The organism is Flavobacteriales bacterium (genome assembly GCA_021296215.1).
Classification (GTDB): domain Bacteria; phylum Bacteroidota; class Bacteroidia; order Flavobacteriales; family ECT2AJA-044; genus ECT2AJA-044.
This window is the reverse complement of the sequence record JAGWBA010000003.1, coordinates 19,563-41,948: the sequence shown is the minus strand read 5'-3', so window position 1 is coordinate 41,948 and position 22,386 is coordinate 19,563. Positions and strand designations below refer to the sequence as shown.

Sequence of the window (22,386 nt, the reverse complement as noted above, 5' to 3'; positions counted from 1 at the left end):
AAGTTCTTAGTGGGGTATGTGTTACAATAGATTCTTCTACTTTTCTAAAACATCATTGTGGAGGCCTTGCTCTCCCATCAACTCGCTCGAAGAGCGAATGTACTTTTGTATGGCGAAAATATCCGGGCGTAAGCCAATATCCCATTTTTCCTCGCCCGCAGGGCGAATATCCTTTGGCCGTGCCAGAACTTCCCGGCTTTTGCCAGTATCCCTTTTTTTGTTCATGGTTCACGGTCCATGGTCCATAGCCCAACAGTTCCATTTCGAGCTCGATCGCTTACCTCAAGACATGAGCTGTAGAGCGGCGGAGGCTTGGAACGCGAGTACCTTTTGGTTGGGAGGTGATGACTTTCGCGTAGCGAGTACCTATGACGGGGGTCGAACGTGGAGTGTCGATACGTTGATTCCGCCCGTGGACATTGCCGAGCCCTTGCAATACCGGGCTATTGAAATGCTGGACGACAGTACGATATTGGTGTTATCGGCCGGGAGTCCCGGAGTATTGTGGTGCACGGAAGATGCCGGACAAAGTTGGAACATCGTTTGGCGGGAAGATTCCGAATTAGTTTTCATGGACGCTCTGCGGTTTTCACCGGAGGGCTACGGTTGGATGTTCGGGGATCCATTCGATGGGGCCTTTGCTATCTACAGGTCGCTGGATCGGGGACTGACCTGGAGTCGGATCGATGCGGAACTATTGCCGGAGCCCTTGGAGGGCGAAGCGGGGTTCGCAGCGAGTGATCAGCTGATCGGGTTCGCAAAGAATTGCACGTATATCGCGACGGGCGGAAAAAGCAATCGGATCCTTCGCACGTGTGATCACGGGAGTTCTTGGGATGCGATCGCCACACCGATGCCCAAAGGTTCGGCAATGATGGGACCCATGGGGATGGCGCTGACCGATTCGGTCGGTTTCATGGTAGGGGGTGATTGGGAACATCCGGAGCTGAATACACAGAGTATGGCCCGTACTTACGACGGGGGCCAGACGTGGGTGAATTTTATGCCGTCGAGCAATCCCGGTCACCGTACGGGGATAGTGCTACTTCCTGCCGCAGGCAGAGAACCATCCATATTGGTGGTAGGCCGAAAGGGAGCGGATGTACTAATTGAGGGCGAGTGGAGTTCTATTACCGAACGGGGCTTTTACACGGTGGTGCCCGTGCCCGGAACGCGCCGATATCTAATGGCCGGCAAGGGGATTTGGGCCCTGCTCGATTGGTATTAATTTCTACCTTAGCGACTATGCTCAGCTACATCACTTGGATCGTTGAACCCGAGATTTTTCCGAACGTCGATTGGCTGCCCGTGCGCTGGTATGGGCTCATGTTTGCGTTTGCGTTTTTCTTTGGCTATACGATTGTGCAGCGCATGTTCGTGTATGAGAAACTGAACGAGAAATGGCTCGACGGCCTGTTGATCTACACTATGGTGGGGACCATAGTTGGGGCGCGACTGGGACACGTGTTCTTTTACGATTGGGAGTATTACTCGCAGAATTTGGGCGAGATCATCATGATCAACAATGGTGGGTTAGCGAGTCATGGGGCTGCGATCGGAATCATTCTGTCGCTTTATTTGTGGTCGCGCAAGTATTCGAAGAAATCGGTGCTGTGGATCTTGGATCGAATCGTAATCGTGGTGGCCTTGGCGGGTTTCTTTATTCGAATGGGAAACCTATTCAACCACGAAATCATTGGTGTGGCATCGGATGTACCCTGGGCGTTCATATTTACTAAGGCCTATGTGGCGGATCCTTTGACCCCGAGGCACCCCGCGCAACTGTATGAGGCCCTTTGTTATTTAGCGATTTTCATTGTGATGATCCGACAGTACTATCGAAGCAACTGGAAAGACCTTCAGGGATTTTTCTTCGGCTTCTTTTTGGTGGCCATTTTTTGGGTGCGCTTTTTCGTGGAGTTCATCAAGGAGAATCAGGTTGAGTTCGAAGAGGGCATGGCCCTGAACATGGGGCAATGGTTGAGTATTCCGGCCGTGTTGGTAGGGGCGTATTTCATGTACCGCGGTAGAGGCCATAAGCCGTGAGTCATAAGCCGTAAGCCATGAGCCATGGGCTTTGAACCATGGACTATGAACTGAGGCTTTAGAGGGATAGTAAAACGGGCTTACGCAGCTTTCAGCTTCTTTCGTAAGCCTAAGAGTTGCTTTCTCAACGAAGAGATCATTTCTTGAAGAATATCCAAGTCGATTGGTTTGAGGTAAGATAATTGGTGAGCTGCAATAAGCTGAGTTTCGAGTTCAAAAAGTGATCCGGTTGCGATTTCGATGAACCTCGAGAATTCTACAGGGCTACTACGACTGCTGCCCTCCGCGATATTTGACGGAACTGAGAGTGCCGCACGCCGTAATTGCGAAGTAAGACCATAAACCTCTTCTTTTGGAAATTGCCGTGTGACTTTGAAAATGCTAGTATAAAGCGCCAATCCGTCTTCCCGGACAGTGTAATTTCTAAAATTTCTCATGCTTACAATATCCCTAGTATAAGGGACTGATCATGACACCTGAGGCCAAAACGTAATTTTTAGTGGAAGATCATGAAGTTCATGGTCCATAGTCCATGGTTCACGGACTATTTCAAATGCCTAGAGGCATTTGAAATAGTCAAACGGCTCCAGGCAATCATCACATTGGTACATCGCCTTGCACGCCGTTGAGCCAAACTGACTCACCATATGCGTATTGGTCGATTTACACTGAGGGCAACGCACCTTATCCGCTTCTCCAAATAGGGCTTTTTTATTGACGCTGCCTGCGGCAGGAGGCGCAATTCCGTATTCTTCCAACTTTTTACGGCCGCTGTCGGTCATCCAGTCCGTCGTCCACGCGGGATCCAACACGGTTTTAACTTCCGCATCGGCGTATCCGTGCTCGGCTAGTTTTTCCTTGATCTCTTCTTCGATGGTGTTCATCGCAGGGCATCCACTGTAAGTCGGGGTAATGGTGACCACAGGATTCTCCCCATCCATATCGACCCGGCGAACAATGCCCAAGTCAACGACGGTCAGCACGGGAATTTCCGGATCGCTGACCTCTTCCATCCACTGCCAGATGTCGTGGGTCACCGCCATCATTTTACCATTTTGCGTTTGGAATACTGCGCTGTAGGTACTGCAGGTCGGTCAACAAGTATCCGAGGTGCTCGGAATGCACGCCTTTGCGCCCGCCCGAGTGCATCCAGCCACTTTCCGGAACGTTCAAAGTAGCTTCTTCAAGGATCTCCTTGACCTTGGCTTCCCAAAGTGGTTTCAGCTCGGCTAAATTCGGTGCAATTCCTACGCCTAAGAGTGTTTCATCGACCTCGTCCATCTCGAATAACTCACCGGTGTAGGCCCAGAGTTCATTCAACGGCTCCTGCACTCGGCGGTGACTTTCGTCAGTACCGTCACCGAGGCGGATCATCCACTCGCTCGAGTAACGCAAGTGATAGGTCACTTCTTTCAACGACTTACGGGCTATGGCCCCGAGCTGTTCGTCCGCACTGTTCGACAACCGCTCGAGCTGAAGGTAGTGGAACACATCGAATAAGAATTGGCGAACAATGGTTCGACCGAAGTCACCGTTTGGCAACTCGGTAAGCAACACATTGCTAAACTCGCGTTCGCGTCGCATGTAAGCCAAATCATCTTCGCTTCGGCCTTTACTTTCCAATTCGCCCGCATAGGTCAAGTAACTGCGGCTTTGTCCAATGAGGTCCAGCGCCATATTGATAAGAGCAATGTCTTGCTCCAAAATTGGACCGTGGCCACACCACTCGCTTAAGCGATGTCCAAGGATGAGGCTATTGTCGCCCATGCGAAGGGCGTAATTAAAAAGTGCTTCTTTAATCTCCATGGCGACTTACATATGTCCGACTTCCTTCGGGATATCGTAGAAGGTCGGGTGTCGGTAAACTTTATCGTCGGCCGGTTCGAAGAGCGATTCGCCTTCGGTCGGATTAGAAGCGTGCATGTGCTTCGACTCCACGACCCAAATGCTGATTCCCTCAGATCGGCGCGTATAAACGTCGCGGGCGTTTTCGATGGCCATTTCGGCATCGGCGGCATGCAAGGACCCTACGTGTTTGTGGTGCAGACCTGATTTACTGCGGATAAAGACTTCCCAAAGGGGCCAGTCACTCGGTTTTTTCTCACTCATGCTTCTTGTGCTTTACGCTGACGTCGCTTTTCGGCATATGCATTGGCAGCCTCACGAACCCACATACCTTCTTCCTTGGCTTTGAGTCGAGCCGCAATGCGCTCCTTGTTGCAAGGGCCATTTCCCTTGATCACGTCGTAGAATTCGTTCCAATCGATCTCACCAAAATCGTATTGACTGCGGTCCTCATTCCACTTCAAATCGTCGTCAGGTACGCGCAAACCAATAAACTCGGCCTGCGGTACGGTTTTATCTACAAACTCCTGACGGAACTCGTCGTTACTTTTTCTCTTGATCTTCCACTTCATGCTCTGTGCCGAGTTGGGCGAGTCCGCATCGCTTGGTCCAAACATCATGAGCGATGGCCACCACCAGCGGGTCAGTGCGTCTTGAGCCATTTCTTTTTGCTCGGGAGTTCCATTCGCCAAGGTCGAAATGATCTCGTACCCCTGACGTTGGTGAAAGCTCTCTTCTTTACACACCCGAATCATGGCTCGCGCATAAGGACCGTAAGAGGTCCGGCAGAGTGGAACCTGATTCTGGATGGCAGCACCATCTACCAACCAACCTATGGCACCGATATCGGCCCAGGTCAAAGTGGGGTAGTTAAAGATGCTCGAGTATTTTGCCTTTCCCGTATGCAGATCGTCGATGGTATCCTCGCGCTTTACACCCAAGGTTTCCACAGCACTGTACAGATAAAGCCCGTGACCGGCCTCGTCTTGAATTTTCGCCAATAAGGCTGCTTTACGTCGCAACGACGGTGCACGCGTGATCCAGTTCGCCTCGGGCAACATACCCACCACCTCGCTGTGCGCGTGCTGTGAGATCTGTCGAATGAGGGTCTTCCGATACGCTTCGGGCATCCAATCGCGCGGCTCTATCTTTTCCTCGCGGTCGATCTTTGCCTGAAACGCTTCTTCCAGTTTCTTTTCGTCCATAATAGTAGCTTGAACCAGTTTACAAGTATACGAAAAACGGGTGAGGGCAAAGAATTGTTTGGTCCACGTAAAACCCTATTTTTGCTGAGCTTAACCGACGAATCATGCCTCATTTTCATACGCTTGCGGTCGCAGAGATCCGCCGCGAAACCGAGGAGTGCGTCAGCATTGCCTTCGACGTACCTGAAACGCTCGCCTCCGAGTACCAATACATTCAAGGGCAATACCTGACCCTCAAAACAGATATCGATGGCGAGGAAGTTCGCCGTTCTTACTCCATTTGCAGCTGTCCGCTCGACAACGAATTACGCGTTGCAGTGAAGGAGGTTCCGGGCGGAAAATTCTCGACCTATGCTAATCAGGAACTCAGCCCGGGTGATGAACTCAAGGTCATGACACCCATCGGAAAGTTCTACACCGAGCTCGATGCCTCCAACGGCAAGCACTATGTAGCCTTCGTCGCCGGGTCCGGAATCACGCCGGTGATGTCGATCATGAAGTCGGTTTTGCGCACCGAACCCAACAGTTATTTCACGTTGTTCTACGGAAACAAGAATTTCGACAGTATCATCTTCCGCGACGAGATCGAGGCACTCAAAAACGATTACCTCCAGCGACTGAGCGTGTACCACTTGCTCAGTCGTGAGATCACCGACGCCCCTCTTTTTAATGGTCGCCTCAGCGGCGAGAAGGCCAATCATTTCCTCGATCGACTCTTCGACTGGAAAAAGGTTGATGAGTTCTTTTTGTGCGGGCCAGGCGAAATGATCATGGACATTAAGGACACCCTCATTCAAAAAGGGGTCGACAAGAAAAAGGTGCACTTCGAACTCTTTACTACCCCAGGACAGCCAAAAGCTGCCCCAAAACCGGTAGTCGAAAAGGCCGAAGAAGATTACGATAGCCAATTAGAGGTAACCCTGGACGGAATTACCTACAGTTTCGGTCTCGACGAGGATGGACCCAATGTACTCGACGCCGCTTTGCACCACGGTGCTGATGTTCCCTTTGCATGCAAAGGGGCAGTGTGCTGTACTTGTAAAGCCAAAGTGCTCGAGGGAGAAGTCGAAATGGAAATGAACTACGCTCTCGAGGACGGTGAGCTCGAGGCCAAATATGTCCTTACCTGTCAATCGCATCCGCGCACTGCAAAAGTGAGCATCAGTTTCGATGAGTAGGATCGATGAATTAGTCGAGGCTTTAAAACTGAAGCCTCACCCCGAGGGCGGATTCTTTCGCGAGAACTACCGGAGCGAACGCTATATTCCGCAAGAAGCACTTCACAAGGCCTATCGCGGGTCGCGCAGCCAGAGCACCGCCATCTACTTTCTCTTACCCAAAACTTCCTTTTCGGCATGGCACCGTATCCATCAAGATGAGATCTGGCACCATTACGAAGGAGGGGTCATTCGGATCCATATGATCAGCATCCTCGGAAACTACGCCCGGGTCGATGTCGGCAAGGATCTGGCCGCAGGCCAAGAATACCAAGTCATTATTCCCGGACAAACGTGGTTTGCTTGCGAAGTCGTTGAAGGAGATTATGCCTTGGCCGGATGCACCGTTGCTCCTGGATTCGATTTTTCGGATTTTCAAATGCCTACTCGGGCCGAAATGCTCGGGAAATATTCCGAACACGAAGAAGTCATTACGCGGTTGACGCGGGAATGACCCATTTTCACAACATCTCTTCAGCTATGGTCGGTCGTAAGATCATTAGAAACCGATCGGTTTGGGCTTCGCTTTTTTCTCTTGAACGAACTTTTTAAGGTAGCTAAAGACAAGAGCAATTTGCTCGTCCTGAGCCCCGATCTTTTTCTTGACTTTCTCTAGCTCAATGATCAATTCTTGATGATTCAGAAGCAGTTCTCTCATTCTTGTGAATACCCGAATGATCTGGATATTCACCTGAATGGCGACATCACTGGATAAAACGCTCGATAGCATTGCCACACCTTGTTCCGAAAAAACATAAGGGCGTTTTCGCCGTTCTCCCCACCTTGAAGTCGCAAAATGAGACTTCAAGTTCTTCTACTCCTCTTCTGTGAGTTGAAACATGAAGTTTTCTGGAGAACGGGCCACGTTTCTCTTGACTTGCTCGTTTAACCTTTTGGTCTCCACTTGGTACAACTCGGATAAATCGCTGTCGAGCATAACTTTGGAACCTCTTAATACATAGATCTTACTCAGAAGAACGTCCTCCGAAACTTCCATTTCATTCATGATCCTATCCTGGCTAACAAAGTGAAAAGTACGTTGCCCCAGGGCCGGGTACATAACGAATAGGTTCCGTTATTCCCGGGAAGAATTGATTTGTCGTATGGTTACGGTTTCGGTCAGGTAGGAACTAAAGTAGTCCATACAACGCGTCAAGTAAGCTTGATCGATAGTGCTCACAATAAAAAGCCCCGGACTCCTCCTGGGCTTTTCCACTTTAACAAGCAAGTGTTAAGTGTTTCTGCTACGAAATAAATCTAAACGATAGGTCTATTTGTTCTGATGCAATTCGCTTGCCAAAGTTTAATTAACTCAAACCTTCATCACTAAGACGATCGGCAAGCCAATTCATTACAGCACGATTCCGAAAACTACCGGAGTAAGTTCCGGGCCGCGGTTTTCTTGGAAAAGTGTGTTGAGGGCATAGCGTGCGAAGAAGTTTACTCCGGCCACCCCGATCTGGGCTTGCAAACCATATTGAAAATCCGTCAAGAAGAAGTCCGACTTCACCTTGGTATTAACCTTTTCGTTGTTGCCTTCGCGATACTTGAACTTTCCGCTCGACCCGATGCGGAGCCCGGCGTACCCTCCGATGCCCATATTGAACCCGTTTTCAGTAGCGCGATTATCGCTGAAGTCGAGTTGCAACATCAGGGGAATGTTCAAGGTGGTGACGTTCATTTTGTTTTTGTCGTACGAAGACTGCAGATTGTCAGGAAAAATTGTTTCATCTTCGGTTTTCACCGGAATATGGGTTCCTTCGTAGTTGTAGTTGCTCCAGGCCATTTCGATTCCGTACTTGATGTGGGCCGGACTGTTTTCGTTACCGAGGCGTGTTTTAGCTCCAAAGCCAAGCCCCCAGTGCATGCTCCAAGTGCGCAAAGCGTAATCGTCCGTTCCGGCAGCGGGGAATTGTCCGTCGGCATCGAGGTAGTTATTGAGTCCGATGCTCAGGTCGAAGTAACCGATGGTAGGATCGCCTTCATCGTCCCAGTCCCAATTCCAGTCCTCATCCCAGTCCTCATCCCACTCATCGTCGTCCGACTCCCGGTTGAATTCGTAATCAAAATCTTCTTCATCATCGCCCATGGCCTCGATGATCACACGGCGCCCCATTTCTTCATTGAGGAGTTCCAGGGCTTCCATTTGAGCTTCGAGTTCTTCTTCCATGGCCTCAACTTGGCGCTCGAGTTCTTCTTCTGCGCGCTCGCGTCGCTCTTCAGCCTCGTCGTCGCTGATCTCGCCGGCTTTGCGCGCCTCTTCAATGGCCTTCATTTCGCGAGCCATTTCTTCGCTGGCAGCGGTCATGCTGCGTGTGATCTCCTGCACCATACGGTTGATGTCGACACTCGACAAACCGTTGAGGCCACTGCTCGAGTCGGTCTGAATAATGATCTTGGTACCGTTCGATTCAATGATTACTGTGTCTCCTTCGCCACCGGGAACTCCGGCCGCGAACGTTGGCATACTTACGAAAAGGCCCGCCAACAAGGCCATCGCTAATTTCAGGGTTTTGGTTTTCATAATGATTGGTGTTAAGTGTTGCTGTTATTACTTGCTTCGGTTAAAGAGCTTTCCAAGCGCGCCCTTCTCGATCTTCGGCAAGCTGTTCTTGTCGATCCTGGGCAAGGCCACCTTGCCACGTGGATTCTCGAGTTGTCCCAGTTTCAGGCTGTTCAGCGCTTCCCACTGACTGCTTGCGAATTCTGTGATGCTTTGCTTGGGCGGATTCGCCTGCGCGATGAGGGCGCGGTGATCGGGCTGGGCGAACTGTAACTCCACCTTGAACTTCTTGCGCTTGTCGGATGCTTGCTGCCTTTCGGCAGGATCCGAGAGCGACGCCAGGTTTACTGATGCCCGCGGGAGGCTGATCTTTTCTTCGCTATCGCGCACGACAGTGTTAGAGGTGTTATCAGTTTCATTAGTGTTATAAGTGGCTTTCTCAACAGGAGATGTATTCTCCTCAGACGCGCTTTCATCACCCTCATCACTTATGCCACTGCTATCACTTATATCACTGCTACCGCTACTATCACCTCCCTCACTTCCTTTCGCTTCTTCCAACTCCTCGGTCGGCTTGGCGGCAATTTGGTCGTTCGCCGGGGTGCCGGTCCACTCGCGGCTCATCCAGCCGAGGCCGAAAACGAGCACAATGGCGGCCGCCGCGGCCCATCGGTACCAAAGCACGGGAGCTTTAGCATCCTCCCGCTGAGGGAGAGAACCTTCGATACGCTCCCAAACGGATTCGCTGGGCTTTACCTCGTAGCCCTCGAGGTCTTCGCGAAATTTTTTGTCGGTAGCATTCATAGCTGTTGATATTCTAATTCGGTCATTCTACTTTGTAACATCTTGCGGGCCTTGCTCAATTGGCTTTTGGACGTGCCTTCCGAAATACTGAGTTCGTAGGCGATCTCTTGGTGACTGTACCCTTCGATGGCGAAGAGGTTGAACACCGTACGGTATCCGGTTGGCAGCTCATCGATCAACTTCATGAGGTCCTGTGCCTCCAGTTCGTGCTGCTCGGCCACCGGCTCTAACCGCTCCAGAGTGGCGTCCTCGGTTTCGTCGAAGAAGTCCTTTTGACTGCGCAGAAAATTCAGTGCCTCGCGCACCATGATCTTGCGGATCCAGCCTTCGAAACTCCCCTCGTCTTGATAGTATTCCAATTTGTTAAAGACCTTGATGAAACCGTTCGACAGTACTTCTTCGGCATCGTACGTGCTCCGTACGTAGCGGCGACAAACCCCGAGCATCTTGCCCGAGTAGCGATCATAAAGTGCCTTTTGAGCTTTGCGCTCCCCTTTGAGGCACTTTTTAATCAGCTGCTGTTCCGAATTTCCGAGGTTGATCAGTCGCACTGTTTCCGGGTTTCAATGATATAGACACGGCTTTTGTCCGTAGCGTTGCCTGAATGTGAAGTTTTTTCGCTAAATTTTCACAAGTCACTGATATTCAGTGTAAAGAAAGTTAAAAAATAAGTGCCTCGCGGCACGATGTGGATGTCCCTCGGCATTTCCTTACCTTGCACAGACATATGGCAAAACGCAATAAAGGCGGCAACCTGAAATTCAAAAAGAAGGAACTACAACGCCGCGTCCTTCGTACCTACCGGGAAAACGCCGGTAAAGTACTCAATCACAAACAAGTCGCGTCCCAACTGGGCATTACGAACGCGCACGACCGAAACCTCATAGTACAGATCATCGCCACCCTCGCCACCGAAGGGGTGCTCGAACAGGTCGATAGAGGAAAATTCCGCGCCAAGCGAAAACAGCGACACTACACCGGCTGGGTCGATATGACCAAGAGTGGCGGCGGTTATATCGTACTCGAAGATACCGACGAAGACGACCTTTGGGTAGCACCGCGGAACATGAAGCACGCGCTGCACGGCGATTACGTCCGGGTATATGCCCATGCGCGGCGACGTAATAAAAAGCCCGAGGGCGAGATCGAAGAAATTTTGGAGCGCGCACGCACCGAGTTCGTGGGTAAAATCGAGATCAGCAAGCAATTTGCCTTCCTCGTGCCCGATAACCCGCGCATGCACACCGACATTTACATTGCCCTCGATAAACTCAAAGGAGCCAAGCACGGGCAAATCGCCTTGGTCAAAATGACCGACTGGCCCGAATTGGCCACCTCGCCCTTTGGCGAAGTGATCGACGTACTCGGAAACCCCGGTGAGGCCGACGCCGAAATGCACGCCGTGCTGGCCGAATACGGCTTGCCCTACCGCTTCCCCGAAGAAGTGGAGCAGGCCGCCGCTAAAATCCCTAAAGAACTCGACCCTAAAGAGATCGAACGCCGGCGCGATATGCGCGACGTCACCACCTTTACCATTGATCCGGTCGATGCCAAGGATTTCGACGACGCCCTGTCTGTTAAAGTATTGGGTGACGGACTCTATGAGATCGGCGTGCATATCGCCGATGTGTCTCATTACGTAACCCCCGGCGATATTATCGACCGCGAGGCCTACGAACGAGCCACTTCGGTTTACTTGGTGGACCGTGTGGTGCCCATGCTGCCCGAAGTACTCTCGAACGGACTTTGTTCGCTGCGACCCAATGAAGAGAAATTCACTTTTTCGGCCGTGTTCAAAATGAACGACAACGCCGAGATCTTGAATTCGTGGTTTGGCCGTACGATGACCAAATCCGACAAGCGCTTTGCTTATGAAGACGCGCAAAAGATCCTCGAAGGCGCCGATGGCGAAATGGAAAATGAACTGCACTTGCTCAATCGTCTCGCTAAAAAGATGCGGGCGAAACGCATGAAGGCCGGGGCCATCTCGTTTCACAGTGTGGAGGTAAAATTCAACCTCGACGACAACGGAAAACCCTTGGGCGTTTACTTTAAAGAATCAAAAGACGCCAACAAGCTCATTGAGGAATTTATGCTCTTGGCCAACCGCAAGGTGGCCGAATTCGTGGGTCGCACGCCAGAAGGCAAGTTCAGCAACAAAACCATGGTGTACCGGGTGCACGATGAGCCGGATCCGACCAAGGTCGCGGAGTTCAACAACTTTGTAAAACAGTTTGGCTACCGCATGACCCTCACCAACCGCAAAACCATCACCAATTCGCTGAACAGTATTCTCGATGAGGTGCAGGGTAAGCCCGAGGAGAACATGATCGAAAAACTAGCGGTCCGAACCATGTCTAAGGCGGTTTATACCACCGAGAACATAGGGCATTACGGTTTGTCGTTCGACTTTTACACCCATTTCACTTCGCCCATTCGGAGGTATCCGGACGTCATGGTGCACCGACTTCTGCAGCATTACCTCGACGGCAATCAACAACCTAAAGATGCCGACAAGTACGAGGCGCGATGTGACCACAGCAGTGAGCGTGAAAAAATGGCCGCTCAAGCCGAGCGCGCCAGCATCAAGTATATGCAGGTGCTGTATATGTCGGCCCACATCGGCGAAGAGTACCTCGGTGTTATTTCCGGAGTCACTCAATGGGGTATTTTCATAGAGGTCAACGACAACAAGCGCGAAGGTCTCGTGCGACTATCTACGATCGACGACGATGTCTACACCTTCGAAGAGTCGAGCTACAGCATCATTGGCGAGTACACGGGAAAGATCTACCAACTCGGCGATACGGTCATGGTGCGTGTGGCACGGGCCGATCTCAATCAGAAACAGCTCGACTTTGAGTTGGTTTTAGGAGATGAGGGTTAAGGGGTCATATCTTCGTTCAAATCTCGGGATGGTGAGGACTTCAGGCGGAAGATTTTAATAGATCCTTTTTCTATGACCATCTCTTCCAGCAGAGGGGCTATAACAGGATTAGTGCTGACTTTTTTTGAATCGGAATACAAAAACTCTGCGCCGCAGTTGACCATGTCAAGGAGCTGGTCGAAATTGAGTTGGTCTTCATGGAACCCCCAGCCTTTTTTATCGATGTAGTAAAAGAAGATGAAATGGGATTCGTCGTTACCCGCAACCACTAAGGCATCTTTTGGAACTGCGTTTCGCAACTCTTCTTTGAAAAGGAGTAAATCTTTATTAAACCCAGGGGCATCAGGGTTCCAACGGGCTTGCATGCGCAAGTAGCAAGTAATTGGAAGAAGGATCAAGAGAGCATAGGCCAAATACTTCTTTCCACCTCCGGAGTGTATAAGGTGATAAGCACCATATGAAACGAGAACAAAGAGCAAAGGATAAAAGGGGAAAAGGTAGTAGTCGTGGATCTTTGCAATGGCATTGACTTCGAAAAAAAAATAGGCCAATAAGACTGCGCTAAGGCTAACTAGAAACATGAAGCGAGCATCGCGAAAAGCCTTCTTTTTGATTAGAAAATAGAACGCTGAAAGGAAGAACAATACCGAACCATAATTCAACAGTAGTTCGGGAAGGGTAGAGAATAAGTTGTGCTGATAATAGTCCAGAATTTTTGAAATCGATTTTTGGTTATTGAGCATACCCTGCACGATCGGATTCCCACTCCAATCGGGTATGACGCTGGCGTACCATGATAAGGGTAAAATTGATAACCCGAATACACGGATAGCCGAAGAAATAACTTTCGCACTTAGGTTTCCGGTCGAAAGAAAACGTTTGGCAAAATAGGCCAACGGAATCGCGTAGAAAGCTATAAAAGGAAGCTTGCACAATGCTCCAAGCGAAAGGAAAACCCCACATAGTGTCAGTAACCATTTCTTAGGTTTATTATACCATTGAAAGAAGAAAACGAGCCCCCAAAGAGATAAACAGAGAGCCAGGTTATCAGGAAGTGGGTTTATAGTATAATAGAAGAAACTGGGAGAGAATGTGAATGTCCAGGCCCCGATCATGGACAAGACCGGTCTTCTAAACAATGCCTGAAGGAGTTGATACATGCCCAGTGTGGTTATAAGACCAACTATGAACATGAATATCCTTGAGATAATAATGTGCTTTCCAAAAATTTTGAACAATACAGCGACCAGCCATTGCATGAGTGGAAATTCCATGCGAAATATCCCATCGCCGTCCCCACGGTCGTTTCGCTTGGGGTTCAAAATATTCATGTCTTCTTCATAGAAGTTGTCGATGGTAGACTGTGTTTGCGTCTGCCTCCAAACATGAATACTCATGAGGTCTTTTGGAAAATGCTTGAAGTGGAGGATTGTGCTGAATCCAACGATCAGAAAGAAAACACTATTTCTCAGGAACTTGCTCATCCTACTGCATATCGACTAAATGCTCGAACTCCTCAAAAGTTACCAAGTTCAAATATTCCTTCCGGTTCTCTTCAAATACCCTGAATTCGTAGAACGGATTTGTGTTTTCAATACTCTTGCCGATAGGGATGCTCTTCGAAATGATCCCTACACCCCAGTCGGAATCGATGCAACAGGAGAATACGGAAGAGTCATACCGCCACTTCATAAAAGCTTTCCAAGTGGTTCCATTCCAAGCTTTTCCGGCCGGCGTAAAGTTGTACTGAAAGAACTCCCTGGCATGCCATTCCGTTGCTGGATTGCAATCGTGTATGACAATAAATCCATCATCCTGAATGAATTTCAGTGCATTTGCAATATCTCTATCGGCCTGATGCGCCAAATGAAGACCATCGATGAAAATTAAGTCAAATCGGATTTCTGGATTTAGAATTTCTCCCTTCGATAACTTCGCGAAAAACTCATCGCTCGTTAGTTGAAAGTCCACAGGGTTTTGTTTGAATTCAACTCCCGGATCAACACTATGTTTTTGAGAGGCATTGATCAAATTGAAGTTATACCTGGGGTCATTGACACCTATTTCGAGATAGTTAGGATCGTCTTTTTTAGAAACTAGGTAATTAATAATGTCGGTATGCTTAGGTGACTTTCCAGCCTCTTTATTATTAAGGGCTCTTCCCCTTCGATATTCCGCATGTCGCGTATAGGATTTCGGTACGAAATAGCGATTAATGAAACTAAAGTCTATTGAGAGTTTGCTCATATGAGTTTGCTGAAGTTTTTTGCAAGGCATGTAGTATCATGAATACTAAAAAACATCCTCTAAAATTCAAGGGTTTTAAGCGCCTACAATTAGTTAGAATAGAGCGGTTTTTTACCGACAAGGAGGTTAATGAATACGCGAACTACGGTACTACCCACTACCAATATAAAGGTGGGAACGAGGCGGAAAGAAAAATAAAGCTGGTCCGCCGGCCAAAGCAATTTATTGAGTAAGGGTCCAATGCCAATAACGTACAGGGCTAGCCATAATCCTATGGGAAAAGCTTCTATGAGGACGCTCTTTCTTTTTAGCGTGCTTTCACTCAGGCGTTTGAATATAGTGACGAAAAGGATGAATGAACTGATCACCCCTAAATTGAACGCCAACCACTGTTCAGGATAAGCCTCGAATGTTGAATCGGGTCGTGATATATGTTCCCAGTAGTCATAGGCACTGTACACAAGAACAAGTAAGAATAGAATTCGGATGGGTTTTTGAGTCAAAAAGCGCATAGAGTGGCCGCCTATAAATGATTTGATCTATAGATTAACCTATCCATCAGTCAGTTGTAATGAAAAGTCAACTTTTAGAGTAAAGGGGGATGCCCATTTTGAATAATCAAGGGCAATGAACCATCAGGTTTCCGATGCTCGCCTCGGCAATGCCGTTCTTCTTAGCAACCTGTGCCACGCCGCAAATTTCGCTTTTGCGATCCAGAGCTTCCAAAATTTTGCCTTTGGTCAAGTAGGGGCTCACCCGCTCTTTATCGAGATCGATGGAACGGTTGATGTCGATGAGGCCTGCGACTGCATTCCCCTTCTCCATAAAAATGCGTGCGCGCTGCTCGTACGCCAACGCATTCTGAGGTTCTGCTACAATCAGTTGGTTACAATAATTCATGGCCTCGTCAAAATTGTCTTTCTCCAATTCGATCTCCGCCAATAGCCGCACCACATTGGGGTCGTTACCGCTATCTTCGCGCAATACGTATTCGAGGTCCATAATAGCCTTATCGAGCTCACTGGCGTTGATGTACATCTCAGCGCGACCCAAGCGGGCCGATCGATCCTTGGGGTTTTCTTTGAGTACGCTGGAGTACAACTCAACTGCCTCGCTATAGTAACCCATGGCTGATAACCCGCTGGCCTTGGCGCTAAGCAATTGTGGGTCGGTCGGAAAACTATTCAAGCCCTCCTCATAGATTTCCAGCGCTTTTGGAACCTGATTCAGGTCTTCGTAATAGCCACCTAATTGGGCGTATAAACGAGCATTGTCGGGGTCGTCCGGAAACACCTCGATACATTTCTTGATCGCCACGATCGCACAAGCTTTGTTGTTGCGATCCAGGCAGCCTTGGATTCCGGCCAAATAAGCATCGCGATTCTGTGACCAACCCGTAAATGAGGTGGCCAGCAACGCGATGGAAAGAAGTGAATAACGTAGCATTTTGTTCATAAACAGGGACTTGGTTTGGAGCCGTTAAGTTAGTAAACCATTTTGATTTGCCTTGATTTCTGCCACTTCTCTTTGCAAATTTCTGATCGCCTGAGTCCAAACCCCATCACTCCCAAAATCCGACTCCAAGGCGTCGCTGATATAATGCGTGAACCGCCATACTTCGCGCACTTCGTTAAAGGGGACCAAGTAGAGTTCGTAGGTCGGATTCGTAGAAACGAGCAATAAGCCTTGCGGCTCGATGAACACCTTTTTGAATACAATTCCCTCATCCAGCGTGAGTACAATGCATTCTTGTCCGTCTGATATGGCGTTCCAGTCCTGCACGAACTCCCCAATGACGATGGACCCATCCGGTACGGGCGGCATAGAGTCCCCGGTAATAGAGAAGGCGCGGTACTTGCGCTGACCATTCAGGAAGGGTAGGCGAAAGGTCGGTAGCGAGGCAATGTACTCCGGGTCGGCAAAACCGGTCGTATACCCCGCCTTGGCCTTGGTGTCGACCAACTCGATATTCTCTTCGTTGTCCGAGCCCACGGTGGTGGTCAATACCCTTAACTTTTGCCCGGCGATATCGGCCTCCTGCTGCCACGCCGAGATCTTTTGCTCACTCCACTTCGACAGGTCTTCGCGCAACAACACATCTACCGATAAACGGTAGAATTTGGCCAGCTTCAACAACGTGCTGTAGGGCGGCTCCACCGTGCCCAATTCATAGGTGCTCAACGACGATCGCGAAACGTTCAATTCGCGTGCAACGTCTTGCTGCGACAGGTGCTGACGCTTTCTAAGGAGCTGTAGGTTCGATCCGAAATCCATAAAACTTTTCAACAAAGGGTTGCGTTCTATTTTCGCTATGACTAATTTGTTGTCACAACATTGACAAATATACTGTCAAAACGATTAAAAGACAAGAATACGGCTCGTTAAAATGAAAGAAAAGAACATCGTTCATCTCGATCTCGACACTTTTTTTGTGTCGGTCGAACGCCTCCTCAACTCCGAACTGGTGGGCAAACCGGTCATCATCGGTGGCTCCAGCGACCGCGGGGTAGTGGCCTCGTGCAGCTACGAGGCCCGCAAGTTCGGCATCCATTCGGCCATGCCCATGCGGCAGGCCAAAATGCTGTGTCCCGACGCCATTTACCTGCGCGGAAACTCTATGAACTACAGCAAATACTCGGACCTCGTCACCGAGATCATCAAAGAAGAGGTGCCGCTGTACGAGAAGAGTTCGGTCGATGAGTTTTACGCCGACCTCACGGGTATGGACCGCTTTTTTGGGTGCTACCAATTCGTGTGTGAGCTGCAGCAAAAGATCACCCGTGAATCGGGCTTGCCCATTTCGTTCGGGCTCAGCACCAACAAAACCGTCGCCAAGGTCGCTACCAGCGAAGGCAAGCCACACGGACACATGCACATCATCCGCGGAGCTGAAAAACCCTTCCTGGCGCCTTTATCGGTCCGCAAGATCCCCATGATCGGCGCCGTGACCTACCGCCAGCTGCGCGACCTCGGCGTGGAGTTCATCCGCACGCTGCAAAACATGCCCCTTGAGCTCGTCGAGCGGGTCTTCGGCAAACACGGACGCATCATGTGGCTCAAGGCCAACGGAGTCGATGACAGTCCGGTCATCGCCTACCACGAGCGTAAGTCGATCTCCACCGAGCGCACCTTTCAGCGCGATACCATCGACGTGCACAAACTGCACGATCTGCTCGTGGCGATGACCGAAAGTCTGGCTTACCAACTGCGTCGAGGTAACAAACTCACGGCCTGCATTACGGTCAAAATCCGCTATTCAGACTTCAACACCCACAGCCTCCAGGCCCGAATTCCGTATACAGCCTCCGACCACGTACTCATCGAAAAGGCCAAGGAACTCTTTTACAAGCTGTACAACCGTCGCCTTCTGGTCCGACTCATCGGCGTGCGTATGAGTCACCTCGTGGGGGGCGGACACCAAATCAACCTGTTCGAAGACACTGAAGAAATGATGAACCTCTATCAGGCTATGGACAAAATGAGACACCGCTTCGGCGAAGGATCGGTCAAACGAGCGGTCAGCATGGGCGCTCGGACCATCGGACGTATGCACAACCCCTTCGACGGCCGACCGCCGGAATTACTCGCCAACCGAAAGAGTTAGCAGCGCGGTCGCCAAAATTGGCCCTTAAGGCCAGTGCGATTCGCTTTGGCGAGTCCATTCGCGCTTCGCCCGAGTTTATCGTCCCCCGCTGGTGGGGGTTGGAACCTAGAAGTGAATATTGACAACGTCAATGTGAATTCGCGCTTCGCGCGAGTTAATTCCTTACGGAGTCAATGGTCATTTACTCGCTCGTAGAGCGAATGGACTTCGGCGCAGCCGAAATTGGGACTTGCGATTGAGCTTGCCTCGAGCAAATCAGGCTGCACAAAGCGATCAATTTTTGAAAAAGCCAACAGCTTAAGCCTTGCGTTAGCCTGGTTTTCGAAAAAATGAACTTCGCTAAAGCCAAAGCCAAAGCCAAAGCTCACTGCCAATTAAGAATTAAGAATTCGAAAAAGTGCTGAACAACCACACATACTACAGCCTAAAATACGGTGTCATGAGCGAGCAAGACCTGCTCGAACAGGCGCAAATACACGGATTCAAGACCCTGGCGCTGACCGATATCAACAACACCTCGGCAGCCCTCAACTTCGTCCGCATTGCCCACCGCTATGGGGTTCGACCCGTACTCGGCATCGACTTCCGCCGCGGGGCCGATCAGCACTTCGTGGCCCTGGCTCACGACAACGACGGCTGGTACGAGCTCAACCGCTTTCTCTCGCCCTTTCTCGTGCACGAAACCGACCGCGAGCTACCCGATCGCGCCCCGGCCTTCGAGCACGTTTCGGTCATTTACCCCTTCGCCAAAGCACCGACCAAACTCCGCCCCAACGAGTACGTGGGGATAGGCCCGCGCGACCTCAATAAACTTACTTTCTCGCCCTTCAACGGGCGGATGGACAAGCTCGTCGCACTACACACCGCTACGTTTCGCCACAAACGCGACTACAACGCTCACCGACTCCTGCGCGCGATCGATAACAACGCGCTGTTGAGCAAACTCCCCAAGTCCGAAGAGGCTCACCCCGACGACCGCTTTCTCGACAAACAACAGCTGCGCGCGGCCTACAACGGACACGAGTACCTGCTCGAAAAGGCCGAAGCCCTGCTCGAGCACTGCAGTATCTCGTTCTCTTTCGGCATCAACAACAACCTCAAACGTTTGGCCGATACCGCCGAAGAAGACTTCGCCCAACTCCGCAAACTCACCTATGAAGGAGTAAAATACAGGTATAAGAATCCCGACGATGCACTGTTCGATCGCATCCAAATGGAGCTCGACATCATCGAGCAAAAAGACTACACTTCGTACTTCCTCATCAGTTGGGACCTCATACACTACGCCAAAAGCAAGGGCTATTTTCACGTGGGGCGGGGGAGTGGTGCCAATAGCGTCGTAGCCTACTGCCTCGGCATCACCGATGTCGATCCCATAGAACTCGACCTGTACTTCGAGCGGTTCATCAACCTCTATCGGGAGAATCCGCCCGATTTCGACCTCGACTTCAGCTGGACCGACCGCGATGATGTCACCCACTACCTCTTCAATAAGTACGGGCGCGAACGCACGACCTTGCTTGCCACCTACATCACCTTCCAGTTCAAATCGGTCCTGCGCGAACTGGGTAAGGTGTTCGGACTCCCCAAACACGAGATCGACAGTTTACAGCAAAAGGTGAAGTACAACGGTCGGCTCGATGAAATTGAACAGCTTGTACTCCGCTATAGCCAATACATCCACGGCTTCCCGAGCCACTTGAGCGTGCACGCGGGCGGAATCCTCATCTCTGAACGACCCGTACATTACTACACGGCCACCTACGTGCCGCCCAAGGGTTTTGAGACCACCCATTTCGATATGGTGATTGCCGAAGATATGGGACTGTACAAATTCGATATCCTGAGTCAGCGCGGACTCGGCCATATTCGCGATACGCTCGATGAGGTCAAGCGGAATCGAGGAGTAGACCTCGACATCCACGATATTCCCGGATTCAAGAAAGATCCAGCCATCAAAGAACTCCTGCGCGTGGGCCGAACCATGGGCTGCTTTTACGTGGAGTCGCCCGCCATGCGCCAGTTGCTGCACAAACTCGGTACCGATGACTATTCGGGACTGGTTGCGGCCAGTTCGATCATACGCCCCGGAGTCAGCCAAAGCGGCATGATGCGCGAGTACATTCTGCGCCACCGCTTTCCCGAAAAGCGCAAAGAAGCCCATCCGGTAATGCAGGAGATCATGCCCGACACCTACGGGGTCATGGTGTACCAGGAAGACGTGATCAAAGTGGCACATTACTTTGCCGGACTCACTTTGGGCGAAGCCGACGTGCTGCGCCGCGGCATGTCGGGCAAGTACCGTTCCCGCGAGGAGTTTGCCCGCGCGCGCGAAAAATTCTTCAGCAACTGCCGCGAAAAAGGCTACGGCGAAGAACTGACCGCCGAAGTGTGGCGGCAGACCGAAAGCTTTGCCGGCTACGCCTTCGCCAAGGGCCACTCGGCCAGTTACGCCGTCGAAAGCTATCAGAGCCTCTTCCTTAAAGCGCATTATCCGCTGGAATTTATGGTCGGTGTCATCAATAACTTCGGCGGCTTTTACCGCACCGAATTCTATGTTCACGAGGCGCGCATGGGCGGAGCCAATATATGCGCGCCTTGTGTGAACAAGAGCCGGCACGAAACCACCATCTATGGCCACGACCTCTTCCTCGGGTTTCAACACATGAAATCGCTCGAACAGCGCATGATCCGGCAGCTCCTGGCGGAGCGTAACGCGGCCGGACCCTTTACCGATCTCGAAGATTTTCTCCGGCGTATCTCCATATCGCTCGAGCAGCTGCGCTTGCTCGTGCGCGTCGGCGCCTTCCGCTTTACCGGCAAATCGAAAAAAGAACTCCTTTGGGAAGCCCACATGCACCTCAGCAAGGGCAAGTCGAAACCCCGCAAACACGAGCTGTTCGAGATTCGACAAAAGAAGTACGACCTGCCCCCACTCAACGGATGCGACCACGAAGCGGCATTCGACGAATTGGAGATCATCGGCTTTCCGCTCGTAGCGCCCTATGAACTGCTGAAAACACCTCCCAAAAACAAACTCGGAGCAAGTGGCCTGCCCGAATTCTTCGGCAAACGCATAGAGGTCTACGGTTACCTGGTGACCATTAAAGACACCAAGACCAAGAGCGGTAAACGTATGCACTTCGGTACATGGGTCGACCAAAATGGTCTATTCATCGATTCGGTGCACTTCCCGCCGCAGGCGGAAAAACACCCCTTTAAAGGACGTGGTATCTACCGCATCGCCGGAAAGGTCACCGAGGAGTTCGGCTGCTACGCCATCGATTGCAAGGAGCTCGAGAAGCTGCCTTATGTCGAGGATCCGCGATACGCTTAATCGGACAGCTCTTTGGCTGCCTTCTTCGCCGCTCGCTCGATCTTCCTCAACTCGGATTTGTTGGGTGGGGGATCGACCGAACCCTCGTAAATGGGCTTGCAATCGACGATGCTCACGCCCTTTAAAAAGTTCTCGACCGGACCCAACAAGGTCTTTACGATCTTGACCTTGCTACGCTCCACCTCTTCGATGGTGCCGTATACCTGCTGACCAACCAAGCTGCAGCCCATCCGGTTTACTACATCTACACTTAGATCAATAGTGTCGGCCGCAAGATCTACATAACCGGTTCCCGCAATGCGTGTTTCCGGCGTGGCCATGGCGACATCCGACAGTACGGCTCGGCCATTTTCGACATCGATCCGACTCAAAATATGCGCTACGTGGGTTGTATCTCCCTTCGAAAACAAGGCTAAATTCGCATAGGCCCCACCCTTAGTTGCAGCCAAGCCAATGGGGCCCGTGACGATGACCGCGCCGAGATCTACCAAGTTAAAGTTCTGGCTTCGCTTGAATTTCCGAACGAACTTGTCGATATCGACATCGGTGAGGGTCAAATCCTTACCCTCAAATTGAACGAATCCGTCCAAGTTCCGATAAAGCGATTCACCATAACCCCGCGTGCGCAAATCGATGATAAGCGACCCCGGTCCGTAAAAAGGGATCGAGTCAAACGCGTTGTTCATGAGAT

Annotated in this window: 21 protein-coding genes and 1 pseudogene; 7 read left to right on the top strand and 15 right to left on the bottom strand. The window is 50.7% G+C overall.

Going from position 1 to position 22,386, the window contains the following annotated elements:
* Positions 1 to 199: 199 nt before the first annotated feature.
* On the top strand, positions 200 to 1,228 hold the full coding sequence (locus J4F31_00995; protein MCE2495157.1) for a hypothetical protein: 1,029 nt from the start codon (positions 200 to 202) through the stop codon (positions 1,226 to 1,228).
* A 17-nt stretch (positions 1,229 to 1,245) separates the two neighbouring features.
* Positions 1,246 to 2,046, top strand: a complete 801-nt coding sequence (lgt, locus tag J4F31_00990) for a prolipoprotein diacylglyceryl transferase (protein ID MCE2495156.1) — start codon at positions 1,246 to 1,248, stop codon at positions 2,044 to 2,046.
* A gap of 80 nt (positions 2,047 to 2,126) precedes the next feature.
* Here the strand turns inward: lgt and J4F31_00985 are convergent, their stop codons facing one another.
* The 5 genes from J4F31_00985 to paaA form a co-directional block, all read right to left on the bottom strand.
* Positions 2,127 to 2,483 (bottom strand): four helix bundle protein, encoded by a 357-nt coding sequence (locus tag J4F31_00985; protein MCE2495155.1) that lies wholly within the window; start codon positions 2,481 to 2,483, stop codon positions 2,127 to 2,129.
* 120 nt (positions 2,484 to 2,603) lie between these two features.
* Positions 2,604 to 3,092 carry a phenylacetate-CoA oxygenase subunit PaaJ gene (paaJ, locus tag J4F31_00980; protein ID MCE2495154.1) on the bottom strand — a complete coding sequence of 163 codons (489 nt, stop codon included), beginning with the start codon at positions 3,090 to 3,092 and terminating at the stop codon, positions 2,604 to 2,606.
* A 1-nt stretch (position 3,093) separates the two neighbouring features.
* On the bottom strand, positions 3,094 to 3,852 hold the full coding sequence (gene paaC / locus J4F31_00975) for a phenylacetate-CoA oxygenase subunit PaaC (protein ID MCE2495153.1): 759 nt from the start codon (positions 3,850 to 3,852) through the stop codon (positions 3,094 to 3,096).
* 6 nt (positions 3,853 to 3,858) lie between these two features.
* The gene (gene paaB / locus J4F31_00970) at positions 3,859 to 4,155 is read right to left on the bottom strand and encodes a 1,2-phenylacetyl-CoA epoxidase subunit B (protein ID MCE2495152.1); all 297 of its coding nucleotides are present in this window, start codon (positions 4,153 to 4,155) and stop codon (positions 3,859 to 3,861) included.
* Positions 4,152 to 5,096, bottom strand: a complete 945-nt coding sequence (gene paaA / locus J4F31_00965) for a 1,2-phenylacetyl-CoA epoxidase subunit A (GenBank protein ID MCE2495151.1) — start codon at positions 5,094 to 5,096, stop codon at positions 4,152 to 4,154. The genes paaB and paaA overlap by 4 nt, the downstream gene beginning before the upstream one ends.
* Before the next feature lie 101 nt (positions 5,097 to 5,197).
* On the opposite strand from paaA, the gene paaK reads away from it, so the two are divergent.
* Both paaK and J4F31_00955 read left to right on the top strand, forming a co-directional pair.
* Positions 5,198 to 6,274, top strand: a complete 1,077-nt coding sequence (gene paaK / locus J4F31_00960) for a phenylacetate-CoA oxygenase/reductase subunit PaaK (protein ID MCE2495150.1) — start codon at positions 5,198 to 5,200, stop codon at positions 6,272 to 6,274.
* Entirely contained in the window at positions 6,267 to 6,767 is a 501-nt protein-coding gene (locus J4F31_00955) for a cupin domain-containing protein (protein ID MCE2495149.1), read from the top strand. Before paaK ends, J4F31_00955 begins: the two co-directional genes overlap by 8 nt.
* Before the next feature lie 45 nt (positions 6,768 to 6,812).
* Here the strand turns inward: J4F31_00955 and J4F31_00950 are convergent.
* The 4 genes and pseudogenes from J4F31_00950 to J4F31_00935 form a co-directional block, all read right to left on the bottom strand.
* Positions 6,813 to 7,322, bottom strand: a pseudogene (locus J4F31_00950) (ORF6N domain-containing protein).
* A 342-nt stretch (positions 7,323 to 7,664) separates the two neighbouring features.
* Complete coding sequence (locus tag J4F31_00945) at positions 7,665 to 8,837, bottom strand: outer membrane beta-barrel protein (GenBank protein ID MCE2495148.1); 1,173 nt, start codon at positions 8,835 to 8,837, stop codon at positions 7,665 to 7,667.
* A gap of 27 nt (positions 8,838 to 8,864) precedes the next feature.
* Entirely contained in the window at positions 8,865 to 9,620 is a 756-nt protein-coding gene (locus J4F31_00940) for an anti-sigma factor (GenBank protein MCE2495147.1), read from the bottom strand.
* Positions 9,617 to 10,171 (bottom strand): RNA polymerase sigma factor, encoded by a 555-nt coding sequence (locus J4F31_00935; protein MCE2495146.1) that lies wholly within the window; start codon positions 10,169 to 10,171, stop codon positions 9,617 to 9,619. Before J4F31_00935 ends, J4F31_00940 begins: the two co-directional genes overlap by 4 nt.
* 176 nt (positions 10,172 to 10,347) lie before the next feature.
* On the opposite strand from J4F31_00935, the gene rnr reads away from it, so the two are divergent.
* A complete protein-coding gene (gene rnr, locus J4F31_00930; protein ID MCE2495145.1) occupies positions 10,348 to 12,507 on the top strand; it encodes a ribonuclease R in 2,160 nt (719 codons plus the stop codon).
* Here rnr and J4F31_00925 read toward each other — a convergent pair.
* The 5 genes from J4F31_00925 to J4F31_00905 form a co-directional block, all read right to left on the bottom strand.
* Positions 12,504 to 13,991: a glycosyltransferase family 39 protein gene (locus tag J4F31_00925; protein ID MCE2495144.1), complete on the bottom strand. Its 1,488-nt coding sequence runs from the start codon at positions 13,989 to 13,991 to the stop codon at positions 12,504 to 12,506. The genes rnr and J4F31_00925 overlap by 4 nt on opposite strands.
* Before the next feature lies 1 nt (position 13,992).
* Positions 13,993 to 14,754 carry a class I SAM-dependent methyltransferase gene (locus tag J4F31_00920; protein ID MCE2495143.1) on the bottom strand — a complete coding sequence of 254 codons (762 nt, stop codon included), beginning with the start codon at positions 14,752 to 14,754 and terminating at the stop codon, positions 13,993 to 13,995.
* Positions 14,755 to 14,843: 89 nt separating this feature from the next.
* Positions 14,844 to 15,215 (bottom strand): hypothetical protein, encoded by a 372-nt coding sequence (locus J4F31_00915; GenBank protein ID MCE2495142.1) that lies wholly within the window; start codon positions 15,213 to 15,215, stop codon positions 14,844 to 14,846.
* Positions 15,216 to 15,372: 157 nt separating this feature from the next.
* On the bottom strand, positions 15,373 to 16,209 hold the full coding sequence (locus J4F31_00910; GenBank protein ID MCE2495141.1) for a tetratricopeptide repeat protein: 837 nt from the start codon (positions 16,207 to 16,209) through the stop codon (positions 15,373 to 15,375).
* A 24-nt stretch (positions 16,210 to 16,233) separates the two neighbouring features.
* Positions 16,234 to 17,028: a helix-turn-helix domain-containing protein gene (locus J4F31_00905; GenBank protein ID MCE2495140.1), complete on the bottom strand. Its 795-nt coding sequence runs from the start codon at positions 17,026 to 17,028 to the stop codon at positions 16,234 to 16,236.
* 112 nt (positions 17,029 to 17,140) lie between these two features.
* On the opposite strand from J4F31_00905, the gene dinB reads away from it, so the two are divergent.
* Together dinB and J4F31_00895 are read left to right on the top strand one after the other, a co-directional pair.
* Positions 17,141 to 18,358 carry a DNA polymerase IV gene (gene dinB, locus J4F31_00900; protein MCE2495139.1) on the top strand — a complete coding sequence of 406 codons (1,218 nt, stop codon included), beginning with the start codon at positions 17,141 to 17,143 and terminating at the stop codon, positions 18,356 to 18,358.
* Between the two features lie 397 nt (positions 18,359 to 18,755).
* The gene (locus tag J4F31_00895; GenBank protein ID MCE2495138.1) at positions 18,756 to 21,695 is read left to right on the top strand and encodes a DNA polymerase III subunit alpha; all 2,940 of its coding nucleotides are present in this window, start codon (positions 18,756 to 18,758) and stop codon (positions 21,693 to 21,695) included.
* On the opposite strand, the gene J4F31_00890 is transcribed toward J4F31_00895, so the two are convergent.
* Complete coding sequence (locus tag J4F31_00890; GenBank protein MCE2495137.1) at positions 21,692 to 22,381, bottom strand: hypothetical protein; 690 nt, start codon at positions 22,379 to 22,381, stop codon at positions 21,692 to 21,694. The two genes, J4F31_00895 and J4F31_00890, sit on opposite strands and share 4 nt — an antisense overlap.
* Between the last annotated feature and the right edge of the window lie 5 nt (positions 22,382 to 22,386).